Origin of the sequence: Bradyrhizobium sp. LMG 9283, from assembly GCF_045571415.1 — a bacterium.
Classification (GTDB): Bacteria; Pseudomonadota; Alphaproteobacteria; order Rhizobiales; family Xanthobacteraceae; genus Bradyrhizobium.
In genome coordinates this window covers 4,658,864-4,677,497 of record NZ_CP120691.1, presented here as the reverse complement: position 1 = coordinate 4,677,497, position 18,634 = coordinate 4,658,864, and the positions used below count along the sequence as shown (strand labels likewise).

The 18,634-nt window shown below is 64.6% G+C and carries 13 protein-coding genes; 11 read left to right on the top strand and 2 right to left on the bottom strand.

The genetic code is table 11. The features are described from left to right. Nucleotides 1-3 precede the first annotated feature (3 nt). From pbpC to P6U29_RS22000, 5 genes are all read left to right on the top strand, one after another. Nucleotides 4-2,196 carry a penicillin-binding protein 1C gene (gene pbpC, locus P6U29_RS22020; protein WP_407112246.1) on the top strand — a complete coding sequence of 731 codons (2,193 nt, stop codon included), beginning with the start codon at nt 4-6 and terminating at the stop codon, nt 2,194-2,196. Nucleotides 2,197-2,246: 50 nt separating this feature from the next. After that, nucleotides 2,247-3,989 carry an ArnT family glycosyltransferase gene (locus P6U29_RS22015; RefSeq protein ID WP_407112245.1) on the top strand — a complete coding sequence of 581 codons (1,743 nt, stop codon included), beginning with the start codon at nt 2,247-2,249 and terminating at the stop codon, nt 3,987-3,989. Nucleotide 3,990: 1 nt separating this feature from the next. Next, entirely contained in the window at nt 3,991-4,836 is an 846-nt protein-coding gene (locus tag P6U29_RS22010) for a phosphatase PAP2 family protein (protein WP_407112244.1), read from the top strand. A 63-nt stretch (nt 4,837-4,899) separates the two neighbouring features. After that, complete coding sequence (locus P6U29_RS22005; protein WP_407112243.1) at nt 4,900-5,637, top strand: glycosyltransferase family 2 protein; 738 nt, start codon at nt 4,900-4,902, stop codon at nt 5,635-5,637. After that, the gene (locus P6U29_RS22000; protein WP_008559030.1) at nt 5,634-5,972 is read left to right on the top strand and encodes a lipid-A-disaccharide synthase N-terminal domain-containing protein; all 339 of its coding nucleotides are present in this window, start codon (nt 5,634-5,636) and stop codon (nt 5,970-5,972) included. The genes P6U29_RS22005 and P6U29_RS22000 overlap by 4 nt, the downstream gene beginning before the upstream one ends. Before the next feature lie 9 nt (nt 5,973-5,981). On the opposite strand, the gene P6U29_RS21995 is transcribed toward P6U29_RS22000, so the two are convergent. Both P6U29_RS21995 and metC read right to left on the bottom strand, forming a co-directional pair. Next, nucleotides 5,982-7,673 carry a Na/Pi cotransporter family protein gene (locus P6U29_RS21995; RefSeq protein WP_407112242.1) on the bottom strand — a complete coding sequence of 564 codons (1,692 nt, stop codon included), beginning with the start codon at nt 7,671-7,673 and terminating at the stop codon, nt 5,982-5,984. A 151-nt stretch (nt 7,674-7,824) separates the two neighbouring features. Beyond that, nucleotides 7,825-9,009 (bottom strand): cystathionine beta-lyase, encoded by a 1,185-nt coding sequence (gene metC / locus P6U29_RS21990; RefSeq protein WP_407112241.1) that lies wholly within the window; start codon nt 9,007-9,009, stop codon nt 7,825-7,827. A 381-nt stretch (nt 9,010-9,390) separates the two neighbouring features. Here metC and P6U29_RS21985 point away from each other — a divergent pair, with 381 nt between their 5' ends. The 6 genes from P6U29_RS21985 to P6U29_RS21960 all read left to right on the top strand — a co-directional run bounded on the left by P6U29_RS21985 (nt 9,391) and on the right by P6U29_RS21960 (nt 18,614). Then, nucleotides 9,391-10,407: an amino acid ABC transporter substrate-binding protein gene (locus tag P6U29_RS21985; RefSeq protein WP_407112240.1), complete on the top strand. Its 1,017-nt coding sequence runs from the start codon at nt 9,391-9,393 to the stop codon at nt 10,405-10,407. A 25-nt stretch (nt 10,408-10,432) separates the two neighbouring features. After that, nucleotides 10,433-11,638 carry an amino acid ABC transporter permease gene (locus P6U29_RS21980; RefSeq protein WP_407112239.1) on the top strand — a complete coding sequence of 402 codons (1,206 nt, stop codon included), beginning with the start codon at nt 10,433-10,435 and terminating at the stop codon, nt 11,636-11,638. Continuing rightward, a complete protein-coding gene (locus tag P6U29_RS21975; protein ID WP_407112238.1) occupies nt 11,635-13,155 on the top strand; it encodes an amino acid ABC transporter permease in 1,521 nt (506 codons plus the stop codon). The genes P6U29_RS21980 and P6U29_RS21975 overlap by 4 nt, the downstream gene beginning before the upstream one ends. Before the next feature lie 11 nt (nt 13,156-13,166). Beyond that, nucleotides 13,167-13,904, top strand: coding sequence for an amino acid ABC transporter ATP-binding protein (locus P6U29_RS21970; RefSeq protein ID WP_407112237.1), 738 nt, complete (start codon nt 13,167-13,169; stop codon nt 13,902-13,904). A 100-nt stretch (nt 13,905-14,004) separates the two neighbouring features. After that, nucleotides 14,005-16,245: a tetratricopeptide repeat protein gene (locus tag P6U29_RS21965; protein ID WP_407112236.1), complete on the top strand. Its 2,241-nt coding sequence runs from the start codon at nt 14,005-14,007 to the stop codon at nt 16,243-16,245. A 125-nt stretch (nt 16,246-16,370) separates the two neighbouring features. After that, on the top strand, nt 16,371-18,614 hold the full coding sequence (locus tag P6U29_RS21960; RefSeq protein WP_407112235.1) for a tetratricopeptide repeat protein: 2,244 nt from the start codon (nt 16,371-16,373) through the stop codon (nt 18,612-18,614). Nucleotides 18,615-18,634: the final 20 nt, after the last annotated feature.

Below are 18,634 nucleotides of genomic sequence, written 5' to 3'. Positions count from 1 at the left end.
GGGATGAGCGAGGTTGCGCCTCACACACAGTCGTCATGCCCGGGCTTGTCCCGGGCATCCACGAACACTGGTGCTGCGCGCCAGAACGTGGATGGCCGGGACAAGCCCGGCCATGACGGAGCTATGGGTAGGGGCCTTCGCCTCCTCTCAGGCGCCGCCTTCACCCTCATCCTCGCCGTCATCGGCTTCGTCGCCTGGGTCTATTCCCTCGGCCCGCTCCCGCTCGACGAAGCGCGCCAGGTCTCCACCACCATCGTCGACCGCAACGGCAAGCTGCTGCGCGCCTATGCGATGGCTGATGGACGCTGGCGGTTGCCGGTCGATGCCAGGACCAACGTCGATCCGACCTATCTCAAGCTGCTGTTCGCCTATGAGGACCAGCGCTTTTACGCCCATGACGGCATCGATCCGCTGGCGCTGGGACGCGCGGCGTTGCAGCTCGGAACGCGCGGCCACATCGTCTCGGGCGGCTCGACCATCACCATGCAGCTTGCGCGGCTGATGGAGCCGCGGCGGCAGCGGTCGCTCTACGCAAAACTGCGGCAGATCGTGCGTGCCATCGAGATCGAGCGCAGCATGAGCAAGGAGCAGATCCTCGATCTCTATCTGGCGCTCGCGCCCTATGGCGGCAATCTCGAAGGCATCCGCGCGGCGTCCATCGCCTATCTCGGTAAAGAGCCGAAGCGTCTGTCGCTGGCGGAGGCCGCGATGCTGGTCGCACTGCCGCAATCGCCGGAGACGCGCCGGCTCGATCGCTACCCCGAGGCGGCGCGCAAGGCGCGCGATCGCGTGCTCGACCGCATGGTCGAGGAGCACGTCGTCAGTGCCGACGACGCCAGGCAGGCCAAGGCGGTGCCCGTGCCGAAACTGCGCAAGCCGATGCCGATCCTGGCGCCGCATGCCTCCGACACTGCGCTTTCGACGGTCAAGGACACGCCTGTCATCAAGTTGACGCTCGATGCGAACTTGCAGAAGGTGCTGGAGCCGCTGGCGCGCGACCGCGCCATTGCACTTGGGCCGAACATTTCGGTCGGCATCATCGTGGTCGATAATGAGAGCGGCGACGTGCTCGCCCGCGTCGGCTCGGCCGACTATTTCGACGAGAGCCGGGCAGGGCAGGTCGACATGACCCGCGCCGTCCGCTCGCCGGGCTCGACGTTGAAACCCTTCATCTACGGGCTCGCCTTCGAGGACGGTTTTGTTCATCCCGACAGCTTGATCGACGACCGTCCGGTCCGCTTCGGCTCCTACGCGCCGGAAAATTTCGACATGACGTTCCAGGGCACGGTGCCGGTGAGGAAGGCGCTGCAGCTGTCGCTGAACGTTCCCGCCATCGTCCTGCTTGATCGTGTCGGCTCGAGCCGGCTGGCCTCGCGGCTGCGGCAGGCCGGCGGCAATCTGGTTCTGCCCAAGGACGAAGCGCCCGGACTTGCCATGGGCCTTGGCGGCGTCGGCGTCACGCTCCAGGATCTCGCCCAGCTCTATGCGGGCTTCGCCCGTCTCGGCACCACCAAGCCACTGCGTGAGATCATTGCTGACAAGGACGATCGCGAGCCGCTCCGGCTGCTGGATCAGGTCGCGGCTTGGCAAGTCGGCAACGTGCTGTTGGGCACGCCGCCGCCGGAGAACGCCGCCCACAACCGGATCGCGTTCAAGACCGGGACCTCTTACGGCTATCGCGACGCCTGGTCGGTCGGCTTCGACGGCCGCATGACCATCGGCGTCTGGGTCGGCCGTCCGGACGGCGCGCCGGTTCCCGGGCTAATCGGACGTGTCGCCGCCGCGCCCATCCTGTTCGATGCCTTTGCCCGGAGCGGCAAGACGCTCGCGCCGTTGCCGAAGGCTCCCCGGGGAACCCTGGTGGCCGGCAATGCCAAGCTGCCGCTGCCCCTAAAGCGGTTCCGCCCGGTTGGGGAACTGGTGCGCACCGGGGGTGAGCAGGCGCTGCACATTCAATTTCCGCTCAACGGCTCGCGGATCGACGTCGATCGATCGGGTGGCCGGGAGAGCGCAGCCATGCCGGTCAAGGTCGCCGGCGGCGTGCTGCCCATGACCGTCATGGTTAACGGCACCGCGCTTGGCGAGATCGACGGCCCCCGCCAGCGGCTGATCGATCCGCCCGGTCCGGGCTTTGCCCGGCTCACCGTGATCGACGCCACGGGCGCCGCGGACACAGTCGTCATTCGAATTCAATGACCCTGCCTTAAGCGGTTGTGGCGATGGCGGTTTCAGCGTAAGCGGAACCAATGGCCGAGACCTACCCAAGCCCCCGTTTTGGCGCCCCCCGCGAGTCGAAATCGCCCGCAAATCCGGGCAATGGGCTCGTGCGCATGCTCGACATCGTCACGGCCAGTCATGCGCGGGCGGTCGGCTTCCTGGTGCTCTGCGCGCTGCTGCTGTTCCTGCCCGGCTTCTTCACCATTCCGCCGATCGATCGCGATGAAGCGCGCTTCGCCCAGGCCACCAAGCAGATGGTCGAGAGTGGCGACTATGTCGATATCCGCTTTCAGGAGGACGTCCGCTACAAGAAGCCGGTCGGCATCTACTGGTTGCAATCGGCGACCGTCGAAGCCGCGTCGATGCTCAAGCTGCCGAAGGCCGACTTGCGCATATGGGTCTACCGGCTGCCGTCGCTGATGGGCGCGGTCGGCGCCGTGCTCATGACCTATTGGGCCGCGCTTGGCTTCGTCACGCGCCGTGCCGCGGTACTTGCGGCGCTGATGATGTGCGCGTCCGTGCTGCTCGGCGTCGAGGCGCGGCTGGCGAAGACCGACGCCATGCTGCTGCTCTGCGTCGTCGCCGCGATGGGGGCGATGGCGCGGGCCTATTTGTCCTGGCAGCGCGCCGAGGACGAGACGCATCCGCCCTGGAGCTGGCCTGCGATCTTCTGGACCGCGCTCGCGGTCGGCATCCTGATCAAGGGCCCGCTGATCCTGATGTTCGCGGGCCTGACCATCGTCGCGCTTGCGATCCAGGACCGCGATGCCTCCTGGCTCTGGAAGCTGCGCCCGCTCTGGGGCCTGATGTGGATGCTGGTGCTGGTGCTGCCCTGGTTTGTCGCAATCTTCTGGCGCGCGGGCGAAACCTTCTTCGCCGATTCCGTCGGCGGCGACATGCTGAGCAAGCTAGGGGCCCAGGAATCCCACGGCGCGCCGCCCGGGCTCTACCTTGCGCTGTTCTGGATCACCTTCTGGCCGGGCGCACCGCTCGCCGCGATGGCGGCACCCGCGGTGTGGCGCGCGAGGCGAGAGCCCGGCGCACAGTTTCTGCTGGCTTGGTTGATGCCGTCCTGGATCGTGTTCGAGGCCGTGCTGACCAAGCTGCCGCATTACGTGCTGCCGCTCTATCCGGCGATCGCGATCCTCACCGCCGGCGCCCTCGAGCGGCGCGTGCTGTCGCGCTCCTGGCTGATGCGCGGTTCGGCCTGGTGGTTCGCGATTCCCGCAGCCGCCTCGATCGTCGCGGTGGTCGGCGCGGTGGTGCTGACGCGGCAGCCGGCCTTCGTGGCCTGGCCGTTCATCGCGGCCGCGCTGATCTTCGGCCTGTTCGCCTGGTGGCTCTATGACAACAATCGCGCCGAGCGCTCGCTGCTCAACGCGCTGGTCGCAGCCCTGATGCTAGCGGTGACGGTCTACGGCATCGTGCTGCCGTCACTGACGCCGCTGTTTCCGAGCATCGAGATCGCGCGCGCGCTTCGCAACGTCACCTGCGTCGGACCGAAGGCGGCTGCGGCTGGTTATCACGAGCCTAGCCTCGTCTTTCTGGTGGGCACTCGGACCTTGCTGACCGACGGGTCGGGCGCAGCGGATTTCCTGCGGCAGGGAAGCTGCCGCTTCGCGCTGATCGAGCAACGCTCCGAGCGCAGCTTCGTGCAGCGCGCCGAGGCGATCGGGCTGCGCTACAAGGTCGGCGCCCGTATCGACGGCTATAATTTCTCGCAAGGGCGCGCGATCTCGATCTCGATCTTCCGCTCGGAAGGCACCGAATAGGATGGGTGCCCCGACCGACATTGCGCCGCGTGGCGGCTATCCCGCGCAGTTGCTTGCCGTGTCCTGGGGCGCCCTGGTGCAGCTCGTGCGGTCGCCATCACATTCGCGCCGGGCCGAGGCCGCCCGAAGGCTGGCACGGCACTCGCTCTGGCTTAGCGCAGCGGGCGCAGCGCTGGTCATCGTGCTGATGGTCGGGTTCGATCAGACCGAGATCCTGCTGATGCCGCCGCGCGGCACACCCAGCCTATGGCCGATCCGCATCCTCACCGATTTCGGCAAGGACGAGTATGTGCTCTCGGTGCTGGGGGCTGCGCTGGTGGCGCTGGCTTTTGTCGCGGCCGGGCTGCACGGAAGCCGCCGCGCGCTGCTGCTCGGCTTCGGCACGCGGTTGCAATTCATGTTCCTGTCGGTTGCCGTGTCAGCCTTCGTCGCTGAGATCCTGAAATATCTCATCGGCCGCGGACGTCCGTTCGTCGGCGGCCAGGCCAATCCATTCAACTTCATCCCGTTCGAAGGGACGGGGGCTTATGCCAGCCTGCCGTCAGGCCATGCCGTGGCAGCGTTCGCCCTGGCGTTTGCCGTGTCGGCATTGTGGCCGCGCCTGCGCCTGTTCATGTTCACTTACGCAATCGTGATCCTGCTGACGCGCCTGGTGCTGCTCGCGCATCACCCAAGCGATGTCGTGGCCGGCGCCCTGGTCGGCATGGTTGGCGCCATGGCCGTCCGTTACTGGTTTGCGGCCCGAAGGCTCGGCTTTGCCATCCGCGCCGACGGCACCATCGTGCCGCTTTCAGGGACGGTTTCGGACCGCCTCAAAAAGGTTGCCCGCGGGGCATCCGCCCCATAAAAGCGGCTGCCTGCCGGGACGCCGGTTCCCTAGGCCAGGTCAATTCCAACCACGAGCCTCGATTTGTCGACGTCCCAGCCTTCGGTTTCCATCGTCGTTCCCGTGCGCAACGAAGCCGACAACATCGCGCCCTTGATCGAGGAGATCACGGCGGTGCTCGATGGCCGCTGGGCCTATGAGATCATCTACGTCAACGACGGCTCGACCGATGCGACCGGTGAGCGGCTTGCCGCCATCATGAAGCAGCGGAGCAATCTGCGTCAGCTCCGCCATGCGAGGTCGGGCGGCCAATCCGCGGCCGTGCGCAGCGGCGTGCGCGCGGCACGCGGGGCGATCGTGGCGACGCTCGACGGCGACGGCCAGAACAATCCGGCCTTCCTGCCCAACCTGATCGCGGCGGTCGAGAAGGGGGCAGGGCGCGTCGGTCTCGCCGCCGGCCAGCGCGTCGGGCGCAAGGACACCGGCTTCAAGAAATTCCAGTCGCGCGTGGCGAACGGCGTTCGCAATGCCATCCTGAAGGACGGCACGCGCGACACCGGCTGCGGACTGAAGGCGTTCCGGCGCGACGTCTTCCTGATGCTGCCTTATTTCGACGGGCTGCATCGTTTCCTGCCGGCGCTGGTCCGCCGCGAAGGCTACGACATTGCCTATGTTGACGTGATCGACCGGCCGCGACATTCAGGCGTATCGAACTACGGCTTCTTCGACCGGCTGTGGATCGGCATCATGGATCTCGCCGGCGTGTGGTGGCTGATCCGCCGCAAGAAGCCGACGCCTGAGGTGACCGAGGTGAATGCATGATCATCCAATACGGTCAGGCGCTGAGCAATTATCTCTACGACGTCTTCGTCGCCAAGTTCGACTTCTGGCTGGCGTTCGGCCTCGTCGCGCAGCTGTTCTTCACCGCGCGCTTCCTGGTGCAATGGATCGCGAGCGAGCGCGCCGGCAACAGCGTGGTGCCGATGGCGTTCTGGTTCTGCTCGATGGGCGGCGGGCTGATGACGCTGGTCTACGGCGTCGTGAAGCGCGAGCCCGTGATCATCCTCGGACAGTCGCTCGCGACCGTCATCTACATCAGAAACATCATGCTGATCTGGAAGAACCGCGGCACTGCCTCGAAGACGCTGGACCGCTGATCCAAGATGTTATCGCGGCAGCGCCGAGGCCGCGCCTGACGCGGGCAGGGCGGCCGTCTCCGCCTCGGTTCTGCGATAGGGCTCCCCGGCCGCATCCAGCACGGGATAGGCGACCGAGCAGATATGCGAGTGGATGCGGCGCAGGTCGCGCAGCACGTCGAGATGCAGCGACGTGGTTTCGATGGTTTCGGGGCGGCCCTCGCGCAGGCGATCGAGATGGCGCTCGACCGCGGCAAGCTCGGTGTTGCGCAGCGCCGTCTTCTCCACCAGCAGCTTGCGCGCCTCGTTGGCGTCACCCGACATGAAGACGCCAAAGGCGATGCGCAGCGAATCCATCGTGCGCTTGTGGAAAGCGGCGAGCTCCTCGGCCCCTTCCGCCGAGAAATGAAAGCGCCGCTTGATCTTCTTGGTGGCGAGCTCGCTCAGGCTCTTGTCGATGATGTCGCCGATATGTTCGAGGTTGATGGCGAAGGAGATGATCTCCATCGCACGCCGTCCTTCGCTCTCGTCGAGGCTGCCGCGCATCAATTTCGTCACGTAGAGCTTGATGGCCTCGTCGAGACCGTCGACGAGGTTGTCGGTCTTCGAGACCTGGTCGACCAGCGCGCGGTCGCCGGTCATCATCGCGGCCATCACCTTGCGCAGCATGACCTCGACGAGATCGCCCATGCGCAAGGTCTCGCGGGCGGCGTCGGCGAGCGCCAGTGACGGCGTCTCCAGCGCGGTCTCGTCGAGATAGCGCGAGCGGGTCGGATCGGCCTCCTTGACGCGATCAGGCAGCAGCCGGGTCAGCAGGCGCGACATGGTGTCGAGCAGTCCGATGAAGAGCACGGCCGTGCCGACATTGAAGACGATGTGGAAAGCCGCCGTCATCTTGGCGAGATCGGGCTGCCAGGCGTGCATGTGCTCCGCGATCGCGCCCAGGAAGGGCAGGACGAGCGCAATCCCGACCACGCGGTTGACGAGATTGCCGACCGGCAGGCGATAGCTCGCGGGATCGTCGCGCCTGGCGCCCTCGAACAAGGGATTGATGGCGCTGCCGAGATTGGCCCCGAGCACCAGTGCGAGGGCCGCATAGGGCGTGACGAACTGCGCATAGGCCAGCGACATGATCAGCAATACGCTGGCAACACTCGAATGCACCGCCCAGGTGACGAGGGCGGCGATCACGATGCACAGGATGGGATCGCCCGTGATCGCCGACATCACGACGCGGACGCCGGGTGCGTTCTCCGCCGGCGCCAGCGTGTCGAGCAGGATGTGCAGCGAAAGCAGCATCAGGCCGAGGCCGATGCAGACGCGGCCGATGTCCTTGATCCGCGAGCGCGGGCCGGCGCGGAAGGCGACAAGGCCGAGCACGAACAGCACCGGCGCGACGGCGGCGATGTTGAACGACAGCACCTGGACGATCAGCGTCGTGCCGACATTGGCCCCGAGCATGATGGCGAGCGCGGCGGCGAGGCTGACGAGACCCTCGGCCGCGAACGAGGAGGTGATCAGCGCCGTCGCCGTGCTGCTCTGGAGCAGCGCGGTGAGCCCGAGGCCGGCGGCGAAGGCGCTGGCGCGGTTGCTGAGTGCCTTTCCGAGCAGGCGCCGCAGGTCGGGGCCGAAGGCGCGCAAGATCCCGCTGTGGACCATGTGCAAGCCCCACAACAACAGCGCAACGCCGCCCATGAGATCGAGCAGAACCAACGTTCCCATGCTCCGGGTCCGGATTGGAGTCGATTAGGCTAGCGCCAAATGCTTGAGGATCAAACCATTTGTTGGCGCATCGGCGTTAACGTTTACGGCGTGTGCACGTTCCCGCGGCGTGCGATGCCGTGTCCTCGCGCACGATGCCCTGTGAGCAGGCTCACATTGCCGCCTTCAGGGCAGCGAAGCCGCGATCGAGATCGGCTTTGAGATCGTCGGTGCTTTCGAGGCCGATGTGGAGTCGCAGGGTCGGGCCGCCGGGCGCCCACTTGGTCGCGGTGCGATAGGCATCGCAATCGAAGGGAATTGCGAGGCTCTCGAAACCGCCCCAGGAAAAACCCATGCCGAACAGCTTGAGCGTGTTGAGCATGGTGTCGACGGCTTTCTGCGGCGCCGGCTTCAGCACGATGCTGAACAGGCCCGAGGCGCCGGTGAAGTCGCGCTTCCAAATCGCGTGACCGGGATCGGTCTCCAAGCCCGGATGCAGCACGCGCGCGACCTCGGGACGGTCTGCGAGCCAGCGCGCGATGTCGAGCCCGGAGCGGTGATGCTGCGCCAGCCGCACCGACAGCGTGCGCAGGCCGCGCAGCGCCAGGAAGACGTCATCGGGACCGGCGCAGACGCCGAGCAGGCGGATGCCTTCGGCAATCTGCGGCCAAGCCTTGGCGTTGGCCGAAATGGTGCCGAACATGATGTCGGAATGACCGCCGATATATTTGGTGGCGGCCTGCATGCTGATGTCGACGCCCTGTTCGAGCGAGCGGTGATAGAGCGGGGTTGCCCAGGTGTTATCGTCGATGACGAGCGCGCCGCGCGCATGCGCGACCTCGGCGATGGCGCGGATGTCAGGCATCTCGAAGGATTGCGAGCCCGGCGCCTCCACCAGAACGGCACGGGTGTTGGGCTTGAACAGCTTGTCGATGCCGGCGCCGATCAGCGGATCAAAATAGCTGGTCTCGACGCCATAGCGGGTCAGCATGCCGTTGCAGAAATTGCGCGAAGGCCGATAGACGTTGTCGACGACCAGAATATGGTCGCCAGCCTTCAGCACCGAGAGCAGGGTGGTGGAGATCGCCGACAGGCCTGACGGCACGATGCCGACGCCGGCGCATTGCGGCCCCTCCAGCGCCATCAGCGTATCCTGGAACGCCTTGGTCGTCGGGGTGCCGTGGCGGCCATAGGTGAACTCGCCGCGATGGGCGTGCAGGTCCTCGGCGGTCGGATAGAGCACAGTCGAGCCGTGGAATACCGGCGGATTGACGAACCCCTTCTGCGCCTTGGTGTCGCGGCCGGAGGTGACCAGCCGGGTCTCGGCGTGCTGCTCTTGGGGGTGCGAGGAATCCATGCGTCTGCTTTCAAAACCGCGTTTCCACCGGACGCATCGCGCCCGCGGGCCGGCCGAAAGGCCGCTGTCGTTAATAACAGAATACAGAAGAGTCCCGTCAACCCCTTGACCCGGCTCGCCAGTCGTTCTGTGATGCGCAGGTGCTATTCAGTCGCCGCATGTTGAGGGGCCTGCCGCGACCTTCGATCCATCGCCTGACCGGACTTTGCGTCACAGCCAAAAATGGCGGGCGCCAGCGGCGGGGATGAAGGTATGGCCTCCCGAGATCGGCGAGTGTTCGGCAACGTTTTCCAGCATGACTCTTGCCAGGCTCCCGCCTGGCAGAGACGATCCTGAGACAACATTCCTGACCTTGAGACGACCTTGAAAGGCCCAAAGCCCATGAAACGCGTAACCCTGGCTCTCACTCTTGCTCTCGCCGCCGGCCTCGCCGCCCAAGCCGCCGACGCGCAAACGCTCAAGACCGTCAAGGACCGGGGCATGCTGTCCTGCGGCGTCAGCCAGGGCCTGCCGGGCTTCTCATCGCCCGACGACAAGGGCAATTGGACCGGCATCGACGTCGACGTCTGCCGCGCCATTGCCGGCGCGATCTTCAACGATCCGACCAAGGTCAAGTTCGTACCGCTGTCCGCCAAGGACCGCTTCACGGCGCTGCAATCCGGCGAGATCGACGTGCTCTCGCGCAACACCACCTGGACCATCTCGCGCGACACCTCGCTCGGCGCCAATTTTACCGGCGTGACCTACTATGACGGGCAGGGCTTCATGGTGAAGAAGTCGCTCAAGGTGAACTCGGCGCTTGAGCTCAACAGCGCATCTGTCTGCGTGCAGACAGGCACCACCACCGAGCAAAATCTCGCCGACTACTTCAAGGCCAACAACATGAAGTACGAGGTCATCGCATTCGCCACCAACGACGAAACCGTCAAGGCCTACGAAGCCGGGCGCTGCGACGTCTTCACCACCGACCAGTCCGGCCTGTACGCCAATCGCCTCAAGCTCGCCAATCCCAACGACCACATGGTGCTCCCGGAAATCATCTCGAAGGAGCCGCTCGGCCCGATGGTGCGCCACGGCGACGACCAGTGGTTCGACATCGTGAAATGGACGCTGTTTGCGATGATCACCGCTGAAGAGCTCGGCGTGACCTCGAAGAACGTCGACGAGAAGGCGAAACTGGAAAACCCGGAGTTGAAGCGCGTGCTCGGCAGCGACGGCAATTTCGGCGAACAGCTCGGTCTGACCAAGGATTGGGTGGTGCGGATCGTGAAGGCGGTCGGCAATTACGGCGAAGCGTTCGATCGCAACGTCGGCGCCGGCTCGCCGCTCGCCATCAATCGCGGTCTCAACAATCTCTGGAACAAGGGCGGTCTTCAGTACGCGCCGCCGATCCGCTGATCACCCCTGATCGGCCGGCAGCGGCATGAGCACCGAGGCCCGAAAACCGCCGCTCCAGATCGCGCTGAAGATCCGGCGCGCGCTGGGCGGCAAGGCAGGCTGGAACGGCGTTGCCGTCCAGTTTGCCTTCGCGGCGATCCTCGGCTGGATCGGCTACGAGATCGTCTCCAATGCTCGCGCCAATCTCGAAAACCAGCACATCGCCGCCGGCTTCGGCTTTCTCAGGAACAATGCCGGCTTCGACGTCAACCAGACCTTGATCTCCTATACCGGCTCGGACACGTTCCTGCGCGTGTTCGTGGTCGGGCTGTTGAACACGCTCGTGGTCTCTGTGGTGGGCATTGTCTTCGCCACCGTGATCGGCTTCATCGTCGCGCTGTGCCGGCTGTCGCCCAATTGGCTGCTGTCGCGCGTCGGCGAGATCTATGTCGAGGTCATCCGTAACCTGCCGCTGCTGTTCCAGATCCTGTTCTGGTACCTTGCGGTGCTGGCGGCACTGCCCAATCCGCGGCAGAGCATTTCGCTGCTGGGCATTGCCTTTCTCAGCAATCGCGGCCTCGTCGTCCCCAGTCCGATCGGCCAGAGCGGCCTCGAGCCGTTCCTGGCGATGCTGGCGCTCGGCATCGTCGCGTCGTTGCTGCTGCGCTTCCATGCGCGGCGCGCGCTGTTTCAGCAAGGGCGGATGATCCGGATCTGGCCCTATGTGCTGGGGGCGCTGTTCGGATTGCCGCTCGCCACCGTGCTGGTGTTTGGTCTGCCCTTCAGCTTCGAGCTGCCGCAGCTTAGGGGGTTCAACTTCGCCGGCGGCTCACGCATCATCCCGGAATTCGTGGCGCTGACGGTGGCGCTGTCGACCTATACCGCCGCCTTCATTGCCGAGATCGTGCGCGCCGGCATTCTGTCCGTTCACAAGGGGCAGATGGAGGCGGGATCCTCGCTCGGTCTCAGCCGTGGCGCCACGCTCCGCCTGATCGTCGTGCCGCAGGCCATGCGCGTCATCGTACCGCCGCTGACCAACCAGTACCTCAATCTCACCAAGAACTCCTCGCTTGCGGTCGCGATCGGCTATCCTGACCTGGTGTCGGTGTTCGCCGGCACGTCGCTGAGCCAGACCGGGCAGGCGATCGAGATCATCGCCATGACGATGGGCATCTATCTCCTGATCTCACTCCTCACCAGCGCCGTCATGAGCGTTTACGGTTGGCGCGTCAGCCGGAGTCTGGGCGCATGAGCGATGTCATCTCGTCCAGCTTCGTCCGCAGGGACCTGCTCGCCGAGCGTCCCGCGCCGGTGAAGACCACGGGCTTCATCGGGCTGATGCGCACGCGCCTGTTCAACTCGCCGACAAACATCCTGCTGACGATCCTGGGCGCCTTGCTGCTCTGGTTCACCATCGTTCCCTCCGTCAAGTTCCTGATGGTCGATGCGGTCTGGAGCGGTCAGGACCGCACCGCCTGCCTCGCCGAGAACGCCGGCTTTGCGGTCGGCGCCTGCTGGCCCTACATTCAGGCGAAGCTCCCGCAACTGATCTACGGCTTCTATCCCGAGGCCGAGCGCTGGCGGGTGAATCTGACGCTGTTGCTCGCAGCCGTCCTGCTGTTGCCGCTGCTCGTTCCGCGGCTGCCGGCGAAGAGCCTGAATGCCGGCCTGTTCTTCGCCGCTTTTCCGGTGGTCGCATTCTTCCTGCTGCACGGCGGCGGCATCAAAGGCTTCGGCCTGAGCTGGACGGCCGGCCTGCTGCAACTGTTCGACGAAAGCATCGTCGGTGCCGGGCAGGCGCTGCTCAGCCTGGGCAAGACGTCCGCCATCGCTCCGCTGCTGTGGGTCGTCGGAAGCCTCGTCGTGCTGCTCGGCACAGCGATCCAATGGCTGATCTTTCCGCTCACCTGGCTGCGCGATTATATTCAGGGCATGGGGCAGCCGGTCTGGGCTGATTTCGCCATCACGGCCGCGATTGTCTGCCTGATCGCCTTCGTTCTTGGCGGTGGCGTTCGCACCGGCGGCCGGGCTCTGGCATCGAGCATCGCCACCTTCATCGGCATCGCGATCGTTATCAAGCTGATGGGCCTCGACCACGGGGGATTGCCGGTCGTGGCAACCAATCTCTGGGGCGGCCTTTTGGTGACACTGGTCGTCTCCGTCACCGGCATCGTCACCTCGCTGCCGATTGGCATTGCGCTGGCGCTCGGCCGCCGCTCCACCATTCCCTTGATCCGGATCTTCTCGATCGCCTTCATCGAGTTCTGGCGCGGCGTGCCGCTGATCACCGTGCTGTTCTTCGCGACCTATATGCTGCCCCTTTTCCTGCCCGGCAATTTCACCGTCGACGGTCTGGTCCGTGCGCTGATCGGCATTGCGCTGTTCACGGGCGCCTATCAGGCCGAGAACGTCCGCGGTGGGCTCGCTGCGATCCCGCGCGGCCAAGGCGAGGCGGCGGCCGCCCTCGGATTGTCCTGGTGGAAGACGACGTCGCTGATCGTGCTGCCGCAGGCGCTGCGTCACGTCATTCCGAACCTCGTCAACAGCTTCATCTCGCTGTTCAAGGACACCTCGCTGGTTTCGATCGTGGCGCTGTTCGACCTCCTGGGCTCGCTGCGCGCCTCGTTCTCGGATCCGAAATGGTCGACGCCGTCGACCGCGTTCACCGGTTTCGCCTTCGCCGGGATCATCTATTTCATCTTCTGCTTTGGAATGTCGCGCTACTCGCTATTCGTCGAGCACCGTCTCAACGCCCACCGCCGCAACTGATCGAGGCCACCATGTCCGACCCCATCGTCAAGATTTCCGGCCTGAACAAATGGTATGGCGAATTCCACGTCCTGCGCGACATCGACCTCGAGGTCCAGAAGGGCGAGCGCATCGTGATCTGCGGGCCGTCGGGCTCCGGCAAGTCCACGCTGATCCGCTGCATCAATGCGCTGGAGGAATTCCAGGAGGGCGAGATCGTCGTCGACGGCATCGAGCTCGGTCCCAACCTCAAGCACGTCGATGCCGTGCGCCGCGAAGTCGGCATGGTGTTCCAGAGCTTCAATCTGTTCCCGCATCTGACTGTGCTCGACAATTGCACGTTGGCGCCGATCTGGGTCCGCAACATTCCCAAGAGGGATGCCGAGGCGACCGCGATGAAGTTCCTGGAGCGGGTCAAGATCCCGCACCAGGCCAACAAGTTTCCGGGGCAGATGTCCGGCGGCCAGCAGCAACGCGTCGCGATTGCCCGGGCCTTGACCATGAACCCGAAGGTGATGCTGTTCGACGAGCCGACCTCGGCGCTCGACCCCGAGATGGTCAAGGAGGTGCTCGACACCATGGTCGACCTCGCGGAGGAGGGCATGACCATGTTGGTCGTCACTCACGAGATGGGCTTTGCCCGCGAGGTCGCCAACCGCGTCGTGTTCATGGACGCCGGCCAGATCATCGAGGCCAACACGCCGAAGGAGTTCTTCGCCGCCCCGCAGCACGCCCGCACGAAGCTGTTCCTGAGCCAGATTCTGCGCTGAGCCTCTGCAGCTCCGCGGCGTCGCGGTCCAACTGACGGCAAGCTTGGCACCATCCGAATCAGCTCGTCTCTTATCGGACCATCCTCCGGAGAGAGAGACCTTGCAAAGCAGTGCCGGCGCGCGCGCATACCAGAATGCGCGACTGGAAAAGAAGCTGAAGAAGCAGGCGGACGCCGTCATGGCCTTCGCGATCGAGGCGCTCGGGCAGGGCAGACTTGCCGAGGCCGAAACACTCTGCCGTGAGATCTTGAAAGAGGTCCCGGATCATTTCCACGCCACGCACCTGCTCGGCCTGCGCGCGTTTGACGGCGGGCGGCTCGATGAGGCGGAATTCCTGCTCGAGCGTGCGACCGCGCTCGATCCGCGTTCGCCCGATGCGCATGGCAATCTCGGGGCTGTCTATTTCGCGCTAGAGAAGTTTAACGACGCACGTGCATGCCAGGAGAAGGCCATTGCGTTGAAGCCGAATTGTCCGATCACCCTGACCAATCTCGGCAATACGCTGCTGCACATCGGCCTCGGCAAAGAGGCGATCGGGCTGCACGAACGCGCGATCAGGCTGAAGCCGGACTATGCCGATGCATTTTGCAACCGCGGTATGGCGGAATTGATGGCAGGCCAGTTCGCGCGCGCCAAAGAGAGCTTCGATCGTGCCCTGTCACTTCAGCCACGCCACGCGGAAGCGATCGCCGGCAAGGGCATGGTGAGCCTCGAGCTGCGACACTTCGAGGAGGCGGCTGCCGCCCTCGACGCAGCGCTCGCGATCAAGCCAGGTTCACCTAGGGTTCTGCTGCAGCGTGGGCGGCTCAATCTGAGCCTGTCCCGGCTGGAGCAGGCGGCCGCGGACCTCGATGCGGCCCTGGCGCAATCGCCACGGCACGAGCTCGCGCTGTGCTGGAGGGCGCAGATCGACATTCTCGGGGGGAACACCGCGCGGGCGATGGCGGGCGTCAAGACGCTGCTCGAGGTCAATCCGCGATCCGAGATGGGATTGGCGCTTCTGGCGGCTTGCTATGTGAACCAGGGAGACATCGCGACGGCGCTCCAGCATCTCGACGCGGCGCTGGAGATCGCGCCTGACTTTCCGGAAGCTATCGGATACAGGATTTTCGTGCTCGATTATCTACCGGAGGCCGATTTCGCGGCCCAGCAGGCGGCGCGAAGATACTGGTGGGATGCGATCGGCGCCAAGCTCCCACAAAGGACGCTGTTGCCGCGCAAGCACGATCCGAACAGGCGGATCGTGATCGGATACGTCGCGTCCGAATTCAGGAACCATTCGGCTGCGTACTCTCTGCTGCCGGTGCTGCGCCATCATGATCACGCCAAGTTCAAGATCGTCTGCTATTCCTGCTGGCCGTTGCAGGATGAGATGACGGAGAGATTCAAGCCGCTTGCGGACGTCTGGGTTGATGCCGCGCAGCTTTCGGATGACGAGCTGGCCGATCGTATTCAGGCCGATGGTATCGATATTCTGATCGATGTGTCCGGACATACCACTGGCAGCAGGCTTCAGGTCTTCGCCCGCAAGCCGGCCCCCATCCAGGTCACGGGTTTCGGGCACGCCACCGGGACGGGCCTTCAGACCATGGACCATGTGCTCGCCGACGCGATCTTCATTCCGCAATCGGCGCGGCATCTGCTGGCCGAAAAAGTCTATGATCTGCCCTGCCTGATCACGATCGATCCCATCCTGGACGTGCCGCCTTCGGAGCTTCCCATGCTCCGCAATGGCTATGTGACTTTCGGCGTGTTCAACCGCATCTTCAAGATATCGGACGAGGCCATCAGGGTGTGGTCGAAGGTGATGCGCGCGGTGAGCGGATCGAAGATCATCATCAAGAACGGGCTGCTCGACGATCCCTTGCTGCGCGACCGTCTGGTCGCGCGGTTCGTGGAACAAGGTATCGCTGAAGAAAACGTCATCTGCATGGGCTCGACCCCGCGCGCTGAACATCTGCGGGCCTTCGCGAATGTCGACATTTCGCTCGACACGTTCCCGCAAAATGGCGGCATCAGCACCTGGGAATCGCTCTATGCCGGCGTTCCGGTCGTGGCCAAGCTCGGCAACGGCGCCTCGTCGCGTGCCGGCGGCTCAATCGTCGCGGCCGTTGGCCTCAACGATTGGGTCGCCGAGGATGACGAAGGCTATGCCGCGATCGCGTGCAAATATGCGGCGCAGCCGGCCCATCTGGCGAAGTTGCGGGCGGAGTTGCCGGGCCAGATCACAGCTTCGCCCGCCGGCAATGTCGAGAGCTACACGCGGAACGTCGAGGCGGGATATCGCCAGTTCTGGCGCGACTATTGTGCCGCGGCGATAGAAGGCGGAGACCTCGCGTAAGCCTGTGCCGGATGTTGCCCTGAGCACCGGGAAACCCCGGGGGAGTCTTGCCGATCCAGCCGACCGGGCGGCCTCGACGACGAATCAGCTAGACTCTCCGCGCGGCCACCTTCCGGAGAGATACCTTGCACAGCAGCGGCGCCGGCGCGCGCGCATTCCAGAACGCGCGATTGCAGAAGAAATTGATGAAGCAGGCGGACGCCGTCATCTCCGCCGCGGCGAGCACCTATGGCCAGGGCCGATATGTGGAGACCGAGGCGCTTTGCCGCGAGATCCTGAAAGCGCTGCCGGACCATTTCGATGCCACGCATTTGCTCGGCCTGTGCGCCCATGACGGCAGGCGCCTGGAGGAGGCGCAACAGCTGCTCGAGCGCGCGATTGCGCTCGATCCGCGTTCGCACGAGGCCTACAGCAATCTCGCGACCGTCTACTTCGACCTGAAGAAATTCGAGAATGCGCGCCGCTGCCAGGAGAAGGCCATCGCCCTGAAGCCGAACTTTCCGCTGGCTCTCACCAATCTCGGCAATACGTTGCTGCACATGAATCTCCCCGGGCAGGCAATCGAATTGCACGATCGCGCCATCCGCCTGAAGCCGGACTATGCCGATGCCTTCTGCAATCGCGGCATGGCCGAACTGATGATGGGGCAGTTCGAGCGTGCCAATGAAAGTTTCGATCGCGCCCTGTTGTTTCAGCCGCGTCACGCGGAAGCGATCGCCGGCAAGGGCATGGTGAGCATCGAGCGTCGGCACTACGATGAGGCGGAATCCGCGCTCGCAGCAGGGCTCGCGATCAAGCCCAATTCGGCGAGGATGCTGGCGCAGCGCGGACGGCTCAATTTCGACCTGTCGCGCCTGGAGCAGGCGGCCGCCGATTTCGAGGCGGCGCTGGCGCAATCGCCTACGCTCGAGCTGGCGCTGCGCGGGAAAGCGCAGGTCAATATCCTGCTAGGAAATACGGCGCAGGCGATCGCGGCCGTCAAGACATTGCTTGAGGAAAATCCACGGTCCGAGATCGGAATGGCGCTGCTGGCGTCGTGCTATGCAAGCCAGGGGGACATCGCGACGGCGCTTCAGCATCTCGATGCCGCGCTCGAGCTCAGCCCGGGTTATTCGGACGCGATCGCACGCAAGATCTTCTTGCTGGATTATCTCTCCGAAGCCGGCTTCGCGGTTCAGCAGGAGGCCCGAAAATCCTGGTGGGATGCGGTCGGCGCCAAATTACCGCGAAGGACGTTGGCGCCGCGCCAGCTCGATCCGGACAAGCGTATCGTGATCGGTTATGTCGCATCCGAATTCAGAAACCACTCGGCCGCGCTCACTCTGTTGCCCGTGCTGCGCCATCATGATCACGCAAGATTCGAGATCATCTGCTATTCCTGCTGGCCGTTGCCGGATGAGATGACCGAACGATTTAAGCCTCTGGCGGACGTCTGGGTCGACGCCGGGCAGCTTTCGGACGACGAGCTGGCCGACCGTATCCAAGCGGACAATGTCGATATCCTGATCGACGTATCAGGGCATACGACCGGCAACAGACTTCATGTGTTTGCTCGCAGGCCCGCGCCGATCCAGGTCACGGGTTTTGGTCACGCCACGGGGACCGGCCTTCAGACCATGGATTACGTTCTCGCGGATCCGGTCTTCATTCCGCAATCGGCCCGACATCTGCTCGTCGAGAAGGTTCACGATCTGCCATGTCTGATCACCATTGAACCCGTGCTGGACATTCCGTCGTCGGACCTGCCCATGCTCCGCAACGGCTATGTGACCTTCGGCGTGTTCAACCGCATCTACAAGATCTCGGACGAAGCCATAGCGGTGTGGTCGAAGGTGATGCGCGCGGTGCCCGGATCGAAGATCATCATCAAGCATGGACTGCTCGATGATCCGTTGCTGCGCGACAGCCTGGTCGCGCGGTTCGTGGCACAGGGCATCGGCGCAGAGAATATCACCTGCATGGGCTCGACCTCGCGCCACGAGCATCTGTTGGCCTTCGCGAACGTCGACATTTCGCTCGATACGTTTCCGCAAAATGGCGGCATCAGCACCTGGGAATCGCTCTATGCCGGTGTTCCGGTCGTCGCAAAGCTCGGCAACGGCGCCTCGTCGCGCGCCGGCGGCTCGATCGTCGCGGCCGTCGGTCTTGGCGACTGGGTCACCGAGGATGACGAGGGTTATGCCGCGATCGCGTGCAAATATGCGGCGCAGCCGGCTCATCTGGCGAAGCTCCGCACAGAATTGCCGGCCCAGATCGCAGCCTCGCCGGCTGGCAATGTCGAGATCTACACGCGCAGGGTGGAGGCGGGATATCGCCAGTTCTGGCGCAACTATTGTGCCGCAGCTTCGGAGCGCGGCGACGTCACATAAATGGATCGAGCCGCGGGGGG

What these genes read in the sequence shown, in the direction of transcription:
- P6U29_RS22015 (WP_407112245.1), top strand. Translation starts at nt 2,247, where the DNA reads ATGGCCGAGACCTACCCAAGCCCCCGTTTTGGCGCCCCCCGCGAGTCG.
- P6U29_RS21970 (WP_407112237.1), top strand. Translation starts at nt 13,167, where the DNA reads ATGTCCGACCCCATCGTCAAGATTTCCGGCCTGAACAAATGGTATGGC.
- P6U29_RS21985 (WP_407112240.1), top strand. Translation starts at nt 9,391, where the DNA reads ATGAAACGCGTAACCCTGGCTCTCACTCTTGCTCTCGCCGCCGGCCTC.
- P6U29_RS21975 (WP_407112238.1), top strand. Translation starts at nt 11,635, where the DNA reads ATGAGCGATGTCATCTCGTCCAGCTTCGTCCGCAGGGACCTGCTCGCC.
- metC (WP_407112241.1), bottom strand. Translation starts at nt 9,009, where the DNA reads ATGGATTCCTCGCACCCCCAAGAGCAGCACGCCGAGACCCGGCTGGTC.
- P6U29_RS22000 (WP_008559030.1), top strand. Translation starts at nt 5,634, where the DNA reads ATGATCATCCAATACGGTCAGGCGCTGAGCAATTATCTCTACGACGTC.
- P6U29_RS22010 (WP_407112244.1), top strand. Translation starts at nt 3,991, where the DNA reads ATGGGTGCCCCGACCGACATTGCGCCGCGTGGCGGCTATCCCGCGCAG.
- P6U29_RS21980 (WP_407112239.1), top strand. Translation starts at nt 10,433, where the DNA reads ATGAGCACCGAGGCCCGAAAACCGCCGCTCCAGATCGCGCTGAAGATC.
- P6U29_RS21995 (WP_407112242.1), bottom strand. Translation starts at nt 7,673, where the DNA reads ATGGGAACGTTGGTTCTGCTCGATCTCATGGGCGGCGTTGCGCTGTTG.
- pbpC (WP_407112246.1), top strand. Translation starts at nt 4, where the DNA reads ATGAGCGAGGTTGCGCCTCACACACAGTCGTCATGCCCGGGCTTGTCC.